Source organism: Pseudomonas sp. F007 (assembly GCF_057814275.1).
Genome location: NZ_JBVATA010000003.1, coordinates 1 through 19,633 on the forward strand (window position 1 = coordinate 1; position 19,633 = coordinate 19,633).

A 19,633-nucleotide genomic window follows, 5' to 3' on the forward strand; every position below is an offset into this window, starting at 1 on the left:
CGATGGTGACGCTCAGTGGACCGCCGTCTTTGTAGACGTCATCACCCTGGATCGGCGCGGTGTAGATCGCACTGGTCTCACCGGCTTTAACGGTGACGGTGCCGCCGTTGCTCAGCTTGACGGTCAAGTCGTCGGCGAGGGCTCTGTTGATGCTGACAGTGAAAGTCGGGCTCGCGTTCTCGAACACATCGCCGTTGCCTTTAATGCTCACGGTGACGGTGTCCACGGTGTCGTTGATCTGCACGACGCCCGGCTCTTTGCTCAGTTGCAGGTCTTCGAAGACCTGGTCTTTCACGGTTGCGCTGTCGATGGTGACGCTCAGCGGACCGCCGTCTTTGTAGACGTCATCGCCCTGGATTGGCGCGGTGTAGATCGCACTGCTCTCACCGGCTTTAACGGTGACGGTGCCGCCGTTGCTGAGTTTGACGGTCAGGTCATCCTTCAACGCTTGGTTGAGGGTAATGGTGAAAGTCGGGTTGGCGTTTTCCAGCACTGGACCATTGCCAGCAATGCTGACCATCACGGTGTCGGTGGTGTCGTTGATCTGCACCACACCCGGCTCTTTGCTCAGTTGCAGGTCTTCGAAGACCTGATCCTTCACCGTGGCTTCGGTGATGGTAACGCTCAGCGGGCCGCCGTCTTTGTAGACGTCATCACCCTGGATTGGGGCGGTGTAAATCGCACTGGTCTCACCGGCTTTAACGGTGACGGTGCCGCCGTTGCTGAGTTTGACGGTCAGGTCATCCTTCAACGCTTGGTTGAGGGTAATGGTGAAAGTCGGGCTCGCGTTCTCGAACACATCGCCGTTGCCTTTGATGCTCACGGTGACGGTGTCCACGGTGTCGTTGATCTGCACGACGCCCGGCTCTTTGCTCAGTTGCAGGTCTTCGAAGACCTGGTCCTTCACCGTGGCGCTGTCGATGGTGACGCTCAGTGGACCACCGTCTTTGTAGACGTCGTCGCCTTGAATCGGTGCGGTGTAGATCGCTGAAGTCTCACCGGCTTTGACGGTAACCGTACCGCCGTTGCTCAGTTTGACGGTCAGATCATCTTTCAACGCCTGGTTGAGGGTAATGGTGAAGGTCGGATTGGCATTTTCCAGCACAGGACCGTTGCCAGCGATGCTGACGGTGACCGTGTCCACGGTGTCGTTGATCTGCACGACACCCGGCTCTTTGCTCAGCTGCAGGTCTTCGAAGACCTGATCCTTAACAGTCGCTTCGGTGATGGTGACGCTCAGCGGGCCGCCGTCTTTGTAGACGTCGTCGCCCGGGATTGGCGCGGTGTAAATCGCGCTGGTCTCACCGGCTTTAACGGTGACGGTGCCGCCGTTGCTGAGTTTGACAGTCAGGTCATCCTTCAACGCTTGGTTGAGGGTGATGGTGAAGGTCGGATTGGCATTTTCCAGCACAGGACCGTTGCCAGCGATGCTGACGGTGACCGTGTCCACGGTGTCGTTGATCTGCACGACACCGGGTTCTTTGCTCAGCTGCAGGTCTTCGAAGACCTGGTCCTTCACGGTGGCGCTATCGATGGTAACGCTCAGCGGACCGCCGTCTTTGTAGACGTCATCGCCTTGAACTGGCGCGGTATAGATCGCGCTGGTCTCACCGGCTTTAACGGTAACCGTGCCGCCGTTGCTGAGTTTGACGGTCAGGTCATCCTTCAACGCCTGGTTGAGGGTGATGGTGAAGGTCGGATTGGCGTTTTCGAATACGTCGCCGTTGCCTTTGATGCTGACGGTGACGGTGTCGGTGGTGTCGTTGATCTGCACCACACCCGGCTCTTTGCTCAGCTGCAGGTCTTCGAAGACCTGATCCTTCACAGTCGCTTCGGTGATGGTGACGCTCAGCGGGCCGCCGTCTTTGTAGACGTCATCACCCTGGACTGGGGCGGTGTAGATCGCACTGGTCTCACCGGCTTTAACGGTGACGGTGCCACCGTTGCTGAGTTTGACGGTCAGGTCATCCTTCAACGCTTGGTTGAGGGTGATGGTGAAGGTCGGATTGGCGTTCTCGAATACGTCGCCGTTGCCTTTGATGCTGACGGTGACCGTATCGGTGGTGTCGTTGATCTGCACCACGCCCGGCTCTTTGCTCAGCTGCAGGTCTTCGAAGACCTGGTCCTTCACCGTGGCGCTGTCGATGGTGACGCTCAGCGGGCCGCCGTCTTTGTAAACGTCGTCGCCCTGGACTGGGGCGGTGTAGATCGCCGAAGTCTCGCCGGCTTTGACGGTTACGGTGCCGCCGTTGCTGAGTTTGACGGTCAGGTCGTCGGCGAGGGCTCTGTTGATGCTGACAGTGAAAGTCGGGCTCGCGTTCTCGAACACATCGCCGTTGCCTTTGATGCTCACGGTCACGGTGTCCACGGTGTCGTTGATCTGCACCACGCCTGGCTCTTTGCTCAGTTGCAGGTCTTCGAAGACCTGGTCCTTCACGGTGGCGCTGTCGATGGTCACGCTCAGTGGACCGCCGTCTTTGTAGACGTCATCGCCTTGAATCGGTGCGGTGTAGATCGCTGAAGTCTCACCCGCCTTAACGGTAACCGTGCCACCGTTGCTCAGCTTGACGGTCAAATCATCCTTCAACGCCTGGTTGAGGGTGATGGTGAAAGTCGGGTTGGCATTTTCCAGCACAGGACCATTGCCAGCAATGCTGACGGTGACTGTGTCCACGGTGTCGTTGATCTGCACCACGCCCGGTTCTTTGCTCAGTTGCAGGTCTTCGAAGACCTGGTCCTTCACGGTGGCGCTGTCGATGGTGACGCTCAGTGGACCGCCGTCTTTGTAGACGTCATCGCCCTGGATTGGGGCGGTGTAGATCGCCGAAGTCTCACCCGCTTTAACGGTAACCGTACCGCCGTTGCTGAGTTTGACGGTCAGGTCGTCGGCGAGGGCTCTGTTGATGCTGACAGTGAAAGTCGGGCTCGCGTTCTCGAACACATCGCCGTTGCCTTTGATGCTCACGGTGACGGTATCGGTGGTGTCGTTGATCTGCACGACACCCGGTTCTTTGCTCAGCTGCAGGTCTTCGAAGACCTGGTCCTTCACCGTGGCTTCGGTGATGGTCACGCTCAGCGGACCGCCGTCTTTGTAGACGTCATCGCCCTGGACTGGAGCGGTGTAGATCGCCGAAGTCTCACCGGCTTTAACGGTAACCGTGCCACCGTTGCTCAGCTTGACGGTCAAATCATCCTTCAACGCCTGGTTGAGGGTGATGGTGAAAGTCGGGTTGGCATTTTCCAGCACAGGACCATTGCCAGCAATGCTGACGGTGACTGTGTCCACGGTGTCGTTGATCTGCACCACGCCCGGTTCTTTGCTCAGTTGCAGGTCTTCGAAGACCTGGTCCTTCACGGTGGCGCTGTCGATGGTGACGCTCAGTGGACCGCCGTCTTTGTAGACGTCATCGCCCTGGATTGGGGCGGTGTAGATCGTCGAAGTCTCACCAGCTTTGACGGTGACGATGCCGCCGTTGCTGAGTTTGACGGTCAGGTCATCCTTCAACGCCTGGTTGAGGGTGATGGTGAAGGTCGGATTGGCGTTTTCGAATACGTCGCCGTTGCCTTTGATGCTCACCGTCACGGTGTCGGTGGTGTCGTTGATCTGCACCACACCCGGCTCTTTGCTCAGCTGCAGGTCTTCGAAGACCTGATCCTTCACCGTCGCTTCGGTGATGGTGACGCTCAGCGGACCGCCGTCTTTGTAGACGTCATCACCCTGGATTGGGGCGGTGTAGATCGCCGAGGTCTCGCCGGCTTTAACCGTTACGGTGCCGCCGTTGCTGAGCTTGACGGTCAAATCATCCTTCAACGCCTGGTTGAGGGTGATGGTGAAAGTCGGGTTGGCATTTTCCAGCACAGGACCATTGCCAGCAATGCTGACGGTGACGGTGTCCACGGTGTCGTTGATCTGCACCACACCTGGCTCTTTGCTCAGCTGCAGGTCTTCGAAGACCTGGTCTTTCACGGTTGCGCTGTCGATGGTGACGCTCAGCGGACCGCCGTCTTTGTAGACGTCATCACCCTGGACTGGGGCGGTGTAGATCGCACTGGTTTCACCGGCTTTAACGGTAACCGTGCCACCGTTGCTCAGCTTGACGGTCAGGTCGTCCTTCAACGCCTGGTTGAGGGTGATGGTGAAGGTTGGGTTGGCGTTTTCCAGCACAGGACCGTTGCCGACGATGCTGACGGTCACGGTGTCCACGGTGTCGTTGATTTGCACCACACCCGGCTCTTTGCTCAGTTGCAGGTCTTCGAAGACCTGATCCTTCACAGTCGCTTCGGTGATGGTGACGCTCAGCGGACCGCCGTCTTTGTAGACGTCATCACCCTGGATTGGGGCGGTGTAGATCGCCGAGGTCTCGCCGGCTTTAACCGTTACGGTGCCGCCGTTGCTGAGCTTGACGGTCAAATCATCCTTCAACGCCTGGTTGAGGGTGATGGTGAAAGTCGGGTTGGCATTTTCCAGCACAGGACCATTGCCAGCAATGCTGACGGTGACGGTGTCCACGGTGTCGTTGATCTGCACCACACCTGGCTCTTTGCTCAGCTGCAGGTCTTCGAAGACCTGGTCTTTCACGGTTGCGCTGTCGATGGTGACGCTCAGCGGACCGCCGTCTTTGTAGACGTCATCACCCTGGACTGGGGCGGTGTAGATCGCACTGGTTTCACCGGCTTTAACGGTAACCGTGCCACCGTTGCTCAGCTTGACGGTCAGGTCGTCCTTCAACGCCTGGTTGAGGGTGATGGTGAAGGTTGGGTTGGCGTTTTCCAGCACAGGACCGTTGCCGACGATGCTGACGGTCACGGTGTCCACGGTGTCGTTGATTTGCACCACACCCGGCTCTTTGCTCAGTTGCAGGTCTTCGAAGACCTGATCCTTCACAGTCGCTTCGGTGATGGTGACGCTCAGCGGACCGCCGTCTTTGTAGACGTCATCGCCCTGGACTGGAGCGGTGTAGATCGCCGAGGTCTCGCCGGCTTTAACGGTGACGGTGCCACCGTTGCTCAGCTTGACGGTCAGGTCGTCCTTCAACGCCTGGTTGAGGGTGATGGTGAAGGTTGGGCTCGCATTTTCCAGCACAGGGCCGTTGCCGACGATGCTGACGGTCACGGTGTCCACGGTGTCGTTGATCTGAACGACGCCTGGTTCTTTGCTCAGCTGCAGGTCTTCGAAGACCTGATCCTTAACAGTCGCTTCGGTGATGGTCACGCTTAGTGGACCACCGTCTTTGTAGACGTCATCACCCTGGACTGGGGCGGTGTAGATCGCACTGGTCTCGCCGGCTTTAACGGTAACCGTGCCACCGTTGCTCAGCTTGACGGTCAGGTCGTCCTTCAACGCCTGGTTGAGGGTGATGGTGAAGGTCGGATTGGCATTTTCCAGCACAGGACCGTTGCCGACGATGCTGACCGTCACGGTGTCGGTGGTGTCGTTGATCTGCACCACACCTGGTTCTTTGCTCAGCTGCAGGTCTTCGAAGACCTGATCCTTAACAGTCGCTTCGGTGATGGTGACGCTCAGCGGACCGCCGTCTTTGTAGACGTCGTCGCCTTGAATCGGTGCGGTGTAGATCGCTGAAGTCTCACCCGCCTTAACGGTGACGATGCCGCCGTTGCTCAGCTTGACGGTCAGATCATCCTTCAACGCTTGGTTGAGGGTGATGGTGAAGGTCGGATTGGCATTCTCGAATACGTCGCCGTTGCCTTTGATGCTCACGGTGACCGTGTCCACGGTGTCGTTGATCTGCACGACGCCTGGTTCTTTGCTCAGTTGCAGGTCTTCGAAGACCTGGTCCTTCACCGTGGCGCTGTCGATGGTGACGCTCAGAGGGTCGCCGTCTTTGTAGACGTCGTCGCCTTGAATCGGCGCGGTGTAGATCGCCGAAGTCTCGCCGGCTTTGACGATAACGGTGCCGCCGTTGCTGAGTTTGACGGTCAGGTCATCCTTCAACGCCTGGTTGAGGGTGATGGTGAAGGTTGGGCTCGCATTTTCCAGCACAGGACCATTGCCAGCAATGCTGACGGTCACGGTATCGGTGGTGTCGTTGATCTGCACGACACCGGGTTCTTTGCTCAGCTGCAGGTCTTCGAAGACCTGATCCTTAACAGTCGCTTCGGTGATGGTGACGCTCAGCGGACCGCCGTCTTTGTAGACGTCATCGCCCTGGATTGGGGCGGTGTAGATCGCCGAAGTCTCACCAGCTTTGACGGTGACGATGCCGCCGTTGCTGAGTTTGACGGTCAAATCATCCTTCAACGCCTGGTTGAGGGTGATGGTGAAAGTCGGGTTGGCGTTTTCCAGCACAGGACCATTGCCAGCAATGCTGACCGTCACGGTGTCGGTGGTGTCGTTGATCTGCACGACGCCTGGTTCTTTGCTCAGCTGCAGGTCTTCGAAGACCTGGTCCTTCACCGTGGCGCTGTCGATGGTGACGCTCAGAGGGTCGCCGTCTTTGTAGACGTCGTCGCCTTGAATCGGCGCGGTGTAGATCGCCGAAGTCTCGCCGGCTTTGACGATAACGGTGCCGCCGTTGCTGAGTTTGACGGTCAGGTCATCCTTCAACGCCTGGTTGAGGGTGATGGTGAAGGTTGGGCTCGCATTTTCCAGCACAGGACCATTGCCAGCAATGCTGACGGTCACGGTATCGGTGGTGTCGTTGATCTGCACGACACCGGGTTCTTTGCTCAGCTGCAGGTCTTCGAAGACCTGATCCTTAACAGTCGCTTCGGTGATGGTGACGCTCAGCGGACCGCCGTCTTTGTAGACGTCATCGCCCTGGATTGGGGCGGTGTAGATCGCCGAAGTCTCACCAGCTTTGACGGTGACGATGCCGCCGTTGCTGAGTTTGACGGTCAAATCATCCTTCAACGCCTGGTTGAGGGTGATGGTGAAAGTCGGGTTGGCGTTTTCCAGCACAGGACCATTGCCAGCAATGCTGACCGTCACGGTGTCGGTGGTGTCGTTGATCTGCACGACGCCTGGTTCTTTGCTCAGCTGCAGGTCTTCGAAGACCTGATCCTTAACCGTCGCTTCGGTGATGGTCACGCTTAGTGGACCACCGTCTTTGTAGACGTCATCACCCTGGACTGGAGCGGTGTAGATCGCCGAGGTTTCGCCGGCTTTAACCGTTACGGTGCCGCCGTTGCTGAGTTTGACAGTCAGGTCATCCTTCAACGCTTGGTTGAGGGTGATGGTGAAGGTTGGGTTGGCGTTTTCCAGCACAGGACCATTGCCAGCAATGCTGACGGTGACCGTGTCCACGGTGTCGTTGATCTGCACGACGCCTGGTTCTTTGCTCAGTTGCAGGTCTTCGAAGACCTGATCCTTCACCGTGGCTTCGGTGATGGTAACGCTCAGCGGGCCGCCGTCTTTGTAGACGTCATCACCCTGGACTGGGGCGGTGTAGATTGCACTGGTCTCACCGGCTTTAACGGTAACCGTGCCACCGTTGCTGAGTTTGACGGTCAGATCATCCTTCAACGCCTGGTTGAGGGTGATGGTGAAGGTTGGGTTGGCGTTTTCCAGCACTGGACCGTTGCCAACGATGCTGACGGTGACGGTGTCCACGGTGTCGTTGATCTGCACGACGCCCGGCTCTTTGCTCAGTTGCAGGTCTTCGAAGACCTGATCCTTCACCGTGGCTTCGGTGATGGTGACGCTCAGAGGACCGCCGTCTTTGTAGACGTCATCACCCTGGACTGGGGCGGTGTAAATCGCACTGGTCTCACCGGCTTTAACGGTGACGGTGCCGCCGTTGCTCAGTTTGACAGTCAGGTCATCCTTCAACGCTTGGTTGAGGGTAATGGTGAAGGTCGGATTGGCGTTCTCGAATACGTCGCCGTTGCCTTTGATGCTGACGGTCACGGTATCGGTGGTGTCGTTGATCTGCACGACGCCTGGTTCTTTGCTCAGCTGCAGGTCTTCGAAGACCTGATCCTTAACAGTCGCTTCGGTGATGGTGACGCTCAGCGGACCACCGTCTTTGTAGACGTCATCACCCAGGATTGGGGCGGTGTAAATCGCACTGGTCTCACCGGCTTTAACGGTGACGGTGCCGCCGTTGCTCAGTTTGACAGTCAGGTCATCCTTCAACGCTTGGTTGAGGGTAATGGTGAAAGTCGGGTTGGCGTTTTCCAGCACAGGACCATTGCCAGCAATGCTGACAGTGACGGTGTCCACGGTGTCGTTGATCTGCACGACGCCTGGTTCTTTGCTCAGCTGCAGGTCTTCGAAGACCTGATCCTTCACCGTCGCTTCGGTGATGGTGACGCTCAGCGGACCGCCGTCTTTGTAGACGTCGTCGCCCTGGATTGGCGCGGTGTAGATCGCCGAGGTCTCGCCGGCTTTAACCGTTACGGTGCCGCCGTTGCTGAGCTTGACGGTCAGATCATCCTTCAACGCCTGGTTGAGGGTGATGGTGAAAGTCGGATTGGCGTTTTCCAGCACAGGGCCGTTGCCGACGATGCTGACGGTCACGGTATCGGTGGTGTCGTTGATCTGCACCACGCCCGGCTCTTTGCTCAGTTGCAGGTCTTCGAAGACCTGATCCTTCACCGTGGCTTCGGTGATGGTCACGCTCAGCGGACCACCGTCTTTGTAGACGTCATCGCCCTGGACTGGGGCGGTGTAGATCGCACTGGTCTCACCAGCTTTAACGGTGACCGTGCCGCCGTTGCTGAGCTTGACGGTCAGATCATCTTTCAACGCCTGGTTGAGGGTGATGGTGAAGGTTGGGTTGGCGTTTTCGAATACGTCGCCGTTGCCTTTGATGCTGACGGTGACGGTATCGGTGGTGTCGTTGATCTGCACGACGCCTGGTTCTTTGCTCAGTTGCAGGTCTTCGAAGATCTGATCCTTCACCGTGGCTTCGGTGATGGTGACGCTCAGAGGACCGCCGTCTTTGTAGACGTCGTCGCCTTGAGTCGGTGCGGTGTAGATCGCCGAAGTCTCACCCGCTTTAACGGTAACCGTACCGCCGTTGCTCAGTTTGACAGTCAGGTCATCCTTCAACGCTTGGTTGAGGGTGATGGTGAAGGTTGGGCTCGCGTTCTCAAATACGTCGCCGTTGCCTTTGATGCTGACGGTGACGGTATCGGTGGTGTCGTTGATCTGCACGACGCCTGGTTCTTTGCTCAGCTGCAGGTCTTCGAAGACCTGATCCTTCACCGTCGCTTCGGTGATGGTGACGCTCAGCGGACCGCCGTCTTTGTAGACGTCATCACCCTGGATTGGGGCCGTGTAGATCGCACTGGTCTCACCGGCTTTGACGGTGACGGTGCCGCCGTTGCTCAGCTTAACGGTCAGGTCATCCTTCAACGCCTGGTTGAGGGTGATGGTGAAGGTCGGATTGGCATTCTCCAATACCGGACCATTACCGGCGATGCTCACCGTGACGGTGTCCAGCGAATCACTGATGGTGGTGACGGCTGGGGTAGTGCTCGGCATCAGGTTTTCAAAGTTGCCGCCGGTGGTGCCGGTAATGGTGGTGCTGACGGTGCTGCCATTGACGTACACGTCGTTGGCCGGGGTATCGACCACCACGGTGCCAGTGGTCTTGCCCGCTTCAATCACAATGACCGAGCCATTGCTCAAGGTCACGGTCATCGCGGTGCCGGCCGGATTGGTCAGAGTCGCGGTGTAGGTGATCGATCCGCCTTCGGTGATGCCGCTGGTAGCGGTCAAGGTCAGACCGGTCGCATCCAGCGAGTCACTGATAGTAGTGACGGCCGGAGTAGTGCTTGGCACCAGATTTTCGAAGTTGCCACCGGTGGTGCCGGTGATGGTGGTGCTAACGGTGGAACCATTGACGTACACGTCGTTGGCCGGGGTATCGACCACCACGGTGCCAGTAGTCTTGCCCGCTTCAATCACAATGACCGAGCCATTGCTCAAGGTCACGGTCATCGCGGTGCCGGCCGGATTGGTCAGAGTCGCGGTGTAGGTGATCGATCCGCCTTCGGTGATGCCGCTGGTAGCGGTCAAGGTCAGACCGGTCGCATCCAGCGAGTCACTGATAGTAGTGACGGCCGGAGTAGTGCTTGGCACCAGATTTTCGAAGTTGCCACCGGTGGTGCCGGTGATGGTGGTGCTAACGGTGGAACCATTGACGTAAACGTCGTTGGCCGGGGTATCGACCACCACGGTGCCAGTAGTCTTGCCCGCTTCAATCACAATGACCGAGCCATTGCTCAAGGTCACGGTCATTGCGGAGCCAGCTGGATTGGTCAGGGTCGCGGTGTAGGTGATCTGGCCGCCTTCGGTAATCGCACCGGTAGCGGTCAAAGTCAGGCCGGTCGCGTCCAGCGAGTCGCTGATAGTAGTGACAGCAGGAGTAGTGCTCGGCACCAGGTTTTCAAAGTTGCCGCCGGTAGTGCCGGTAATGGTGGTGCTAACGGTGGAACCGTTGACATACACATCATTGGCCGGGGTATCGACCACCACGGTGCCGGTAGTCTTGCCCGCCTCAATCACAATGACCGAGCCATTGCTCAAGGTCACCGTCATCGCCGTGCCGGCCGGATTGGTCAGGGTCGCGGTATAGGTGATCGATCCGCCTTCGGTGATGCCGCTGGTAGCGGTCAAGGTCAGGCCGGTCGCATCCAGCGAATCACTGATAGTAGTGACAGCCGGCTCGGTGCTCGGCACCAGGTTTTCGAAGTTGCCGCCGGTGGTGCCGGTAATGGTGGTGCTAACGGTGGAACCATTGACGTACACGTCGTTGGCCGGGGTGTCGACGACCACGGTGCCAGTGGTCTTGCCTGCTTCAATCACAATGACCGAGCCATTGCTCAAGGTCACGGTCATCGCGGTGCCGGCCGGATTGGTCAGAGTCGCGGTGTAGGTGATCGATCCGCCTTCGGTGATGCCGCTGGTAGCGGTCAAGGTCAGACCGGTCGCATCCAGCGAGTCACTGATAGTAGTGACGGCCGGAGTAGTGCTTGGCACCAGGTTTTCAAAGTTGCCGCCGGTGGTGCCGGTAATGGTGGTGCTAACGGTGGAACCATTGACGTAAACGTCGTTGGCCGGGGTATCGACCACCACGCTGCCAGTAGTCTTGCCCGCTTCAATCACAATGACCGAGCCATTGCTCAAGGTCACGGTCATCGCGGTGCCAGCCGGGTTGGTCAGGGTCGCGGTGTAAGTGATCTGGCCGCCTTCGGTAATCGCACCGGTAGCGGTCAAGGTCAGACCGGTCGCATCCAGCGAATCACTGATAGTAGTGACGGCCGGAGTAGTGCTTGGCACCAGGTTTTCAAAGTTGCCGCCGGTGGTGCCGGTGATGGTGGTGCTAACGGTGGAACCATTGACGTACACGTCGTTGGCCGGGGTGTCGACGACCACGGTGCCAGTGGTCTTGCCCGCTTCAATCACAATGACCGAGCCATTGCTCAAGGTCACCGTCATCGCCGTGCCAGCCGGATTGGTCAGGGTCGCGGTATAGGTGATCTGCCCGCCTTCGGTAATCGCCCCCGTAGCGGTCAAAGTCAGGCCGGTCGAATCAGGCGAATCAGTGATAGTAGTAACAGCCGGCGTCGTGCTCGGCACCAGATTCTCGAAGTTGCCGCCAGTTGCACCAGTAATGGTGGTACTGACAGTGCTGCCATTGTTGTAGACATCATTGGCGGGGGTATCGACCACAACGGTGCCAGTAGTCTTGCCCGCCTCAATCACAATGACCGAGCCATTGCTCAAGGTCACGCTAACCGGCGTCTGCGCCGGATTGGTCAGTGTGGCGGTGTAGGTGATCTGGCCGCCTTCGGTGATCGTCGGCTGCGCGGTCAGGGTGACGGTGGTGGTGTCGATGGTGTCCGTGATCTGGGTCACGGCCGGGGTCGGGTCGACGGTCAGGACCTGGTTGCCGCCGCCCGTGGTGCCGGTGACGGTCACGGTGATTTGCGACGGGTCGACGTAGACACTGTCATTGGGCGCCAATGGCACGTTGACGCTGCCGCTGACCTGGCCGGCCGGGATGACGATGGTCGAGCCGTTGGACAGAGTGATGGTCAGGTCGGTCAGTGGCGCACGGCTGACGTTGGCGGTGTAGACCAGGACGCCACCGGCTTCGGTGATGGTCGGCGTGGCGCTCAGGGTAAGGACCGAGCCCGGCACGACGGTGGTGTCATTGCCAGTGTTGTTGGTCTGTGGACCTTGGGTTTCTTCCACGGCGGTGAAGGCCGAGTCGATGCCTGCAGTCGGGAAGCCAATGGTGGGATCAACCCGCCCGGCGGTGGCCTCGAGCATCACAAAGCTGTGGCCGCCACCGGCGTCGCCGCCGCTGCCTGAAGCGGACTGGCCCGCCGCCGTGGCTTCGAGTTCGGTGGTCGGGTCGGCGCCGGCGACGATGGCTTGTTGCAGTTCTTCTACCGACGGCGCGGCCTGCGCAGTGGCTTGTGCCAGGTCAGTGCTGGAGTCCGGGGCGCTGGCGCTCCATTGCGTGTCACGGCCCAGATCGAGCAGGCGACCGTCCGCCAACTCCAGGGTGACGGCCCCCGCCAGGCCAGTGTCCAACTGGTCGCCTGTGAACAGTCGATCGCCTTCAATCAAAACGCGTCGAGTGCCCTCTGGGGACACCGCGAAAACTTGACCAACAATGCTTTTGACGATGGCAACAACACTGCTCATTGAAGACTCTCCGATGTTCCGTTCAGTAGGCTTCCATTGATCTGAAGGGTCTCTTGCCCGTTCAGCCTGGACGTACTTGCAAAATAATAGACGTACAAATGACGCTCTTTTTAGTCAATAATTTGGCTATAACTTTTCGCACTTAACTCAATGCCAAACTATTGACCTTATTCAATGCATCCTAAACAATCGCCCAAGTAATGTCACATTGATATTTACGCGGCGACCTGACCTACAGCATGTATTTCAGTTAATAGTTTTGAGCCTCACGACATACGGTCATTCCGGTTGCCATTTTCCGCCGCAGCCCGCTTTTTTGCTGTGATTCGAGACATGAAGTCCTGGGAAATTCTTTTATGCTTTCGCACTTGTTCAAAGCTTTGCCTTTCACGCTCGCCGCTACTTTCGTACAAGCCCAAACCCTTCCCCAAGCGATGCAACAGGCGCTGGATGTCCATCCGGAAATCCAGGCAGGTGTAAACAGCCGTTTGGCCGCGGATTATCAATTAAGAGCTGCTGAAGGGGGATACCTGCCGAAGGTCGATCTGCTCGGCGGTTATGGTCGGGAAGGCACCGACAGCCCTTCCACTCGTTCGGGTACCGGACGTAACGATTGGGAAACCCTGAACCGCGGCGAGTCGAGTTTGCGACTGCAGCAAATGGTTTTTGACGGGTTTGCGACGTCGAGCGAAGTTGGGCGTCAACAAGCCACCGTCAATTCCCGTGCTTATTCGTTGTTGGGCACCTCCGAGCGCACCGCGCTGACCGTTGCCCAGGTCTACCTCGACGTGCTGAGCCGTCGCGAGTTCGTGCAGTTGGCTGAAGACAATCTGCGCAACCACGAGCGGATCTTCGATCAGATCCGCCTGCGCACCGAGCGTGGCGTCGGCCGTACCGCCGACCGCGACCAGGCCGAAGCCCGTCTGGCCCAGGCGCGCAACAACCTGATCACCGAGCAGACCAACCTCGCGGACGCCCAGACCAACTTCCTCAGCGCCGTGGGCCAGATGCCCGATCAACTCGAGCGTCCTGCGCCGTTCCTGGCCATGCTGCCGGCCGACCTGAACGAAGCGCGCCAGCAGATGCTGGACAACAGCCCAATCCTGCGCTCGGCGGAATCGGACATCGTCGCGGCGGAAAAGCAGTACGACACTGCCAAGTCGACCTTCTACCCGCGCTTCGACGCCGAGTTGGGGCGTTCTGCCGACAACGACATCGATGGCTCGGACGGTCACAGCAATGAATGGCAGGCCATGCTGCGCATGCGCTTCAACCTGTATGCCGGCGGCAGCAACAAGGCTGACCTGGAATCCAAGGCCTACCTGTCCAACCAGGCACTGGACGTGCGCAACAACGCCCTGCGCGTACTCAATGAAGAACTGGGCCTGGCCTGGAACGCCCTGAACAACGCCAACGCCCAGGTGCCGATCGCGCAGAAGTACGTCGACTACAGCACCAGCGTGCGCAGCGCCTACCAGCAGCAGTTCAGCCTTGGCGAGCGAACCCTGCTCGACTTGCTCGACAGTGAAAACGAATTGTTCAACGCTTCCCGCCGTTTGGTGGAAATCAAGAACATTCAGTTATTTACTCAGTATCGAATCAAGGCGACCATGGGCGAGTTGCTCAAGAGCCAGGGAGTGGTCGCACCGATGGCCTCCGTCGTACAGAACGACGTGAAGCCAAAAGTTCAGCTTCCTGGCATGAATTGAGCTTTAGTTAATGTTCAATTGATAGCCGAGAGTATTGAGCGTGGAATCAGAAGCCAGTCGAGTTCATCTCAGTCATGATCCACGCGCCTCGCACGACGATCCGTTACTCGACGGATTGTTGGCGTTGTGCATGCTGCACCAGAAACCTGCCAGCGCGGCGATGCTGACCACCGGTCTGCCACTGCCCAAGCAGCGCCTGAGCGTCGAGCTGCTGCCACGCGCCGCCGCGCGTGCCGGCCTGCAAGGGCGGGTGCTGCAACGCAAGCTGGATAAAATTCCGACGATCGCCATGCCGGCGCTGTTGCTGCTCAAGGACGACCGCAGTGCGGTCCTGCTGGGCTGGCACGGCGAGGATCAGGCACGTCTGCTGCTCAGCGAAAGCGATGGCGGCGAAGTCCTGGTCAGCCGTGAGCTGCTGGCAGACGATTACATCGGCCAGGCATTCTTCGCCCAGCCCCAGCATAAATTCGACGTCAACCACGGCACCCTGATCCCGCGCGCGCGCTCGTGGTTCCGCGACACCCTCAAGCGCTCGCGCTGGCTCTACGCTGACGCGATCGCCGCCAGTTTCCTGATCAACATCATCGCCATGGCCGCGCCCCTGTTCGTGATGAACGTCTACGACCGTGTGGTGCCGAACCAGGCCGAAGCGACCCTCTGGGTACTGGTGGTCGGGATTACCGGCGCCTATATGTTCGACCTGATCCTCAAGAGTCTGCGCAGCTTGTGCCTGGACCTGGCGGGCAAGAAAACCGACCTGATCATCTCCGCGACCCTGTTCGAGCGGATCGTCGGCATGTCGATGAAATACCGTCCTGCCCGGGTCGGCAGCTTTGCGCAGAACATCCATGAGTTCCAGAGCCTGCGCGACTTCCTTGCCTCGCTGACACTCACCAGCCTGATCGACCTGCCGTTCACCTTGCTGATTTTCCTGGTGATCGCCCTGTTGGGTGGGCACCTGGTGTGGATCCCGGTGCTGGCATTCCCGATCGCGCTGCTGATTGGCTACATGCTGCAAAAGCCATTGCACGCAACCATGGAACGCACCATGGCGCTCGGCGCCGAGCGGCAGTCGAGCCTGATCGAAACCCTCTCCGGCCTCGACGCAGTCAAGGTCAACAACGCCGAGAGCGAGCGTCAGTACCAGTGGGAGCAGACTATCGGCACCCTCAGCCGCCTCGAACTGCGGGTGAAAATGCTCTCCGGGCTGTCGATCAACATCACCTTGCTGATCCAGCAACTGGCCGGGGTGATCATGATCGCCTTCGGCGTGTATCAGATCATCGCCGGTAACCTGAGCATGGGCGGGCTGATCGCCTGCTACATGCTCAGCGGCCGCGCACTCAGCCCGCTGGCCTCGCTGTCCGGCCTGCTGACGCGCTATCAACAGGCCAGGGTCACCATGGGCTCGGTCGACCACATGATGGAGCTGCCGCAGGAGCGCAACTTTGACGAGCGCCCGCTGAGCCGCCAGGTGGTGCAAGGCGCCATCGAGTGCCGGCAGCTGAACTTCACCTACCCGGGCCAGCAGAACCCGGCGTTGAAAAACATCAACCTGGTGATCAAGCCGGGCGAGAAGATCGGCATCATCGGCCGCAGCGGCTCGGGCAAGAGCTCCCTGGCCAAGCTGCTGGTCGGCCTCTACCAGCCGGACGACGGCGCCTTGTTGGTCGACGGCGTGGACATTCGTCAGATCGACGTCAGCGAACTGCGCCACAACATCGGCTACGTGCCGCAGGACATCCAGCTATTGGCCGGTACCCTGCGCGACAACCTGGTGTCCGGTGCGCGCTACATGGAAGACGAACTGGTGCTGCAGGCCGCCGAACTGGCCGGTGTGCACGAATTTGCCCGCCTGCACCCGCAGGGTTATGAACTGCAAGTCGGCGAGCGCGGACAAAACCTTTCCGGCGGTCAGCGCCAGAACGTCGCCCTGGCCCGAGCGCTGCTGCTCAATCCGCCGATCCTGCTGCTCGATGAACCGACCAGCGCAATGGATAACACCGGTGAAGAACGCTTGAAACAACGCCTGCAGTCGGTGATCGAGAGCAAGACCGTGCTGCTGGTCACGCACCGGGCCTCGCTGTTGTCGCTGGTCGACCGGTTGCTGGTGATCGACCGCGGACAGATTCTCGCCGATGGCCCGAAAGCCGTGGTGATGGAAGCATTGAAGAAGGGGCAGATCAGTGTTGCTTAAGTCCGGTGTGCGCGACTCGATCCGCAGTTACTTCAAAGGCTCCGAATCCCTCGACGGGCAGCCATTGCCCGAGGTCAAGAAAGCGCTGATCGAAGACGCCCCGCGGGTGGTTCGATTGACCATCTGGGGCATCATCGCCTTCTTCCTGTTCATGCTGCTGTGGGCCAACTTCGCGGTGATCGACGAAGTGACCCGCGGCGATGGCAAGGCCATTCCATCCTCCAAGCTGCAGAAAATCCAGAACCTGGAAGGCGGTATCGTCTCCGAGCTGTTCGTCCGCGAAGGGCAGATTGTCGAGGCCGGTGCGCCGCTGATTCGCCTGGATGACACGCGGTTTGTCTCCAACGCTGGCGAAACCGAGGCCGATCGCCTGTCGATGTTGCTGCGGGTGGAGCGCTTGAGTGCCGAGGTCGATGATCGCCCGCTGGCCTTCGCCGCCGACGTTGTGAAGGCCGTGCCGTTGCAGGCCGCCAACGAAGAATCCCTGTACATCAGCCGTCGCCAGCAACTGCACGATGAAATCGGCGGCTTGCAGGAGCAGTTGATCCAGCGTCAGCAGGAGCTGCGCGAGTTCATCTCCAAGCAGGCGCAATACCGCCAGGCCCTGGGTTTGCAGCGCCAGGAAATCAACATGTCCGAGCCGCTGGTGGCCCAGGGCGCGGTATCGCCGGTGGAAGTGCTGCGCCTCAAGCGCGCCGAAGTCGAGACCCGTGGCCAACTGGACGCGACCACCCTGGCCATCCCGCGTGCCGAGTCGGCGATCAAGGAAGTGCAGCGCAAGGTCGACGAAACCCGTGGCAAGTTCCGCAGTGAAGCGCTGACCCAGCTCAACGAGGCGCGCACTGAACTGAACAAGGCGCAGGCCACCGGCAAGGCCCTGGAGGACCGGGTCAGCCGGACGCTGGTGACCTCGCCTGTGCGCGGCATCGTCAAGCAGTTGCTGGTCAACACCATCGGCGGGGTGATCCAGCCCGGCAGCGACATGGTGGAAATCGTGCCGCTGGACGACACCCTGCTGGTCGAGGCGAAGATCCGTCCGCAGGACATCGCCTTCCTGCACCCCGGCCAGGAAGCCGTGGTCAAGTTCACCGCCTATGACTACACCATCTATGGCGGCCTCAAGGCCAAGCTGGAAAAAATCGGTGCCGACACCATCACCGACGAAGACAAGAAAACCACCTACTACATGATCACCCTGCGCACCGAACGCAGCCATCTGGGCACCGATGAAAAGCCGCTGCTGATCATCCCCGGCATGGTCGCCTCGGTGGACATCATCACCGGCAAGAAAACCATCCTCAGCTATCTGCTCAAGCCGATCATCAAGGCTAGGGCGGAGGCGTTGCATGAGCGGTGAGGGCGCTGCTGCAAGCCGCAAGCTTGGAGCTTTGCAGATGAGAATGGTTGTCCTTTAGCGCCGAGGTGCGCGACAATCGTCGCCATTGTTTCGGCGCCTCAAAAGGATTTCCATGCGTCTTCTCCTCCTCGGTGCAGCCCTGCTGTGCTCGCTGAATGTCTCGGCGGCGTTCCCGCCCACGGCTGACACGGCCTACCTGCCAAAGCCGGCTTATCCGGCGGCGATGGGCAGGGTGTCGGGCAATGTGCGGGTCAGCCTGAATATCCATAACGACGGTTCGGTCACTGACGTGAAAGTCTTGAGTGCCACCCATGAGGCCTTCGGCCTGGCAGCGACGGCGGCGGTCGAGCAATGGCGGTTCCAGCCGTGGAAGGTCGACAAGGACGCCCCGGCGGTGGTCGATGCGCAGAACACGCTGATCTTTGAACCGGGGCTCAGCACCGAGTCGCCGAACAATCCGTATAACGCCATTCACAGCATGCTGTTCCAGACCTGCGAGATGCTCAATGCTGAGCTGGCGATGCACCGCAGCCGCTATCCCGGCCAGCCCCTGAGCAGCGCTCCGACATTCTCCCGGACCACCGCCGCGCTGTTGTACCCGGTGTTTGCCAATTCGCGCAATGCCGAGGAGGGCACGACCCTCAGTCTTGAATTACTGAGTGCCTTGCCCCAGGTGGTGCAGCGTTGTCATGACCATCCCAAAGCGCTGTACGGAACCTTGCTGCCGAAAAATGTGCAAAAGGCATTCGACATTTCCGGCTAGCCAACACGGCCAGAATTGCGCTTGAATCATTTTCCATCTGCCATGAGTGCTTGCCATGCAACTCCCGGACATGAACCTGTTGGTCGCCCTCGATGCGCTGCTCGATGAAGGCAGCGTGGTCGGTGCCGCGCGGCGGATGAACCTGAGCCCGGCGGCCATGAGCCGGACCTTGACCCGGGTGCGTGAAGCTTTAGGCGATCCGATCCTGGTGCGTGCCGGGCGCGGCCTGGTGCCGACGCCCAAGGCCCTGGAATTGCGCGCCCAGGTGCGCGACCTGGTGGAGCAGGCGGCGCTGCTGTTTCGATCCGCTGATGACGTCGACCTGAGCACCTTGCGTCGGCGCTTCAGCGTGCGTGCCAACGACTTTTTCGTCGGCGTCTATGGCGGTCATCTGATCGATACCCTGGACCGTCAGGCGCCTCATTGCGAACTGCGCTTCGTGCCGGAAGGCGATGGCGACGACGAAGCGCTGCGCGAAGGGCGCATCGACCTGATGATCAGCAACACGGTCCCGCGTACGCCGGAAGTGAAGGTACAGAACCTGTTCACCACGCACATGGTCGGCCTGGTGCGCGAAGGGCATCCCTTGCTGGAAGGCGAAATTACCGCCGAGCGCTACGCCCGTTTTTCCCATATCAGCATGTCCCGCCGCGGCATCGCTCGCGGGCCGATCGACACCGCGCTGCAAGCCTTGGGCCTGGAGCGGCGGGTGGCATTGATTGCCCCGAGCTTCCACGCGGCGATGTTTGTCCTGCCCGATTCCGACCTGATTCTGCCGGTGCCCAAGGAGGCCTTGCGCAGCGTCGCGCGCCTGGGGCTGCGCTTGCGCTCGTTTACCTTGCCGATCCCGTTGCCGACGATGATGCTGACCCAAGCCTGGCACCCGCGTTACGACAAGGACCCGGCCCATCGCTGGTTGCGCGAAACGATCAAAAGCAGCTGTGATGCGACCTGGCTGGCGACGCAGCCGGAGTGACCCGCG

The 19,633-nt window shown here is 59.5% G+C and carries 7 protein-coding genes; 5 read left to right on the forward strand and 2 right to left on the reverse strand.

Features of this window, described 5'->3' with window-relative positions:
* Together ACZYR5_RS07565 and ACZYR5_RS07570 are read right to left on the reverse strand one after the other, a co-directional pair.
* The coding region (locus tag ACZYR5_RS07565) for a retention module-containing protein (protein ID WP_489107614.1) at positions 1-12,625 on the reverse strand (12,625 nt) is incomplete at its 3' end.
* Between the two features lie 266 nt (positions 12,626-12,891).
* Complete coding sequence (locus ACZYR5_RS07570; RefSeq protein ID WP_489089539.1) at positions 12,892-13,083, reverse strand: hypothetical protein; 192 nt, start codon at positions 13,081-13,083, stop codon at positions 12,892-12,894.
* Between ACZYR5_RS07570 and ACZYR5_RS07575 the strand changes: the two genes are divergently transcribed.
* The 5 genes from ACZYR5_RS07575 (at position 13,006) to ACZYR5_RS07595 (ending at position 19,627) form a co-directional block, all read left to right on the forward strand.
* Positions 13,006-14,334: a TolC family outer membrane protein gene (locus ACZYR5_RS07575; RefSeq protein WP_489089514.1), complete on the forward strand. Its 1,329-nt coding sequence runs from the start codon at positions 13,006-13,008 to the stop codon at positions 14,332-14,334. The two genes, ACZYR5_RS07570 and ACZYR5_RS07575, sit on opposite strands and share 78 nt — an antisense overlap.
* A gap of 40 nt (positions 14,335-14,374) precedes the next feature.
* Positions 14,375-16,531 carry a type I secretion system permease/ATPase gene (locus ACZYR5_RS07580; protein WP_489089063.1) on the forward strand — a complete coding sequence of 719 codons (2,157 nt, stop codon included), beginning with the start codon at positions 14,375-14,377 and terminating at the stop codon, positions 16,529-16,531.
* Entirely contained in the window at positions 16,521-17,888 is a 1,368-nt protein-coding gene (locus ACZYR5_RS07585) for an HlyD family type I secretion periplasmic adaptor subunit (RefSeq protein WP_489089064.1), read from the forward strand. Before ACZYR5_RS07580 ends, ACZYR5_RS07585 begins: the two co-directional genes overlap by 11 nt.
* A gap of 112 nt (positions 17,889-18,000) precedes the next feature.
* Positions 18,001-18,651: an energy transducer TonB gene (locus ACZYR5_RS07590; RefSeq protein ID WP_489089065.1), complete on the forward strand. Its 651-nt coding sequence runs from the start codon at positions 18,001-18,003 to the stop codon at positions 18,649-18,651.
* 55 nt (positions 18,652-18,706) lie between these two features.
* On the forward strand, positions 18,707-19,627 hold the full coding sequence (locus ACZYR5_RS07595) for a LysR family transcriptional regulator (protein WP_489089066.1): 921 nt from the start codon (positions 18,707-18,709) through the stop codon (positions 19,625-19,627).
* Positions 19,628-19,633 lie beyond the last annotated feature (6 nt).

Bases quoted from the DNA above. Each gene is read 5' to 3' on its own strand.
- ACZYR5_RS07590 (WP_489089065.1), top strand. From the start codon at position 18,001: ATGCGTCTTCTCCTCCTCGGTGCAGCCCTGCTGTGCTCGCTGAATGTC.
- ACZYR5_RS07595 (WP_489089066.1), top strand. From the start codon at position 18,707: ATGCAACTCCCGGACATGAACCTGTTGGTCGCCCTCGATGCGCTGCTC.
- ACZYR5_RS07570 (WP_489089539.1), bottom strand. From the start codon at position 13,083: ATGGACATCCAGCGCCTGTTGCATCGCTTGGGGAAGGGTTTGGGCTTG.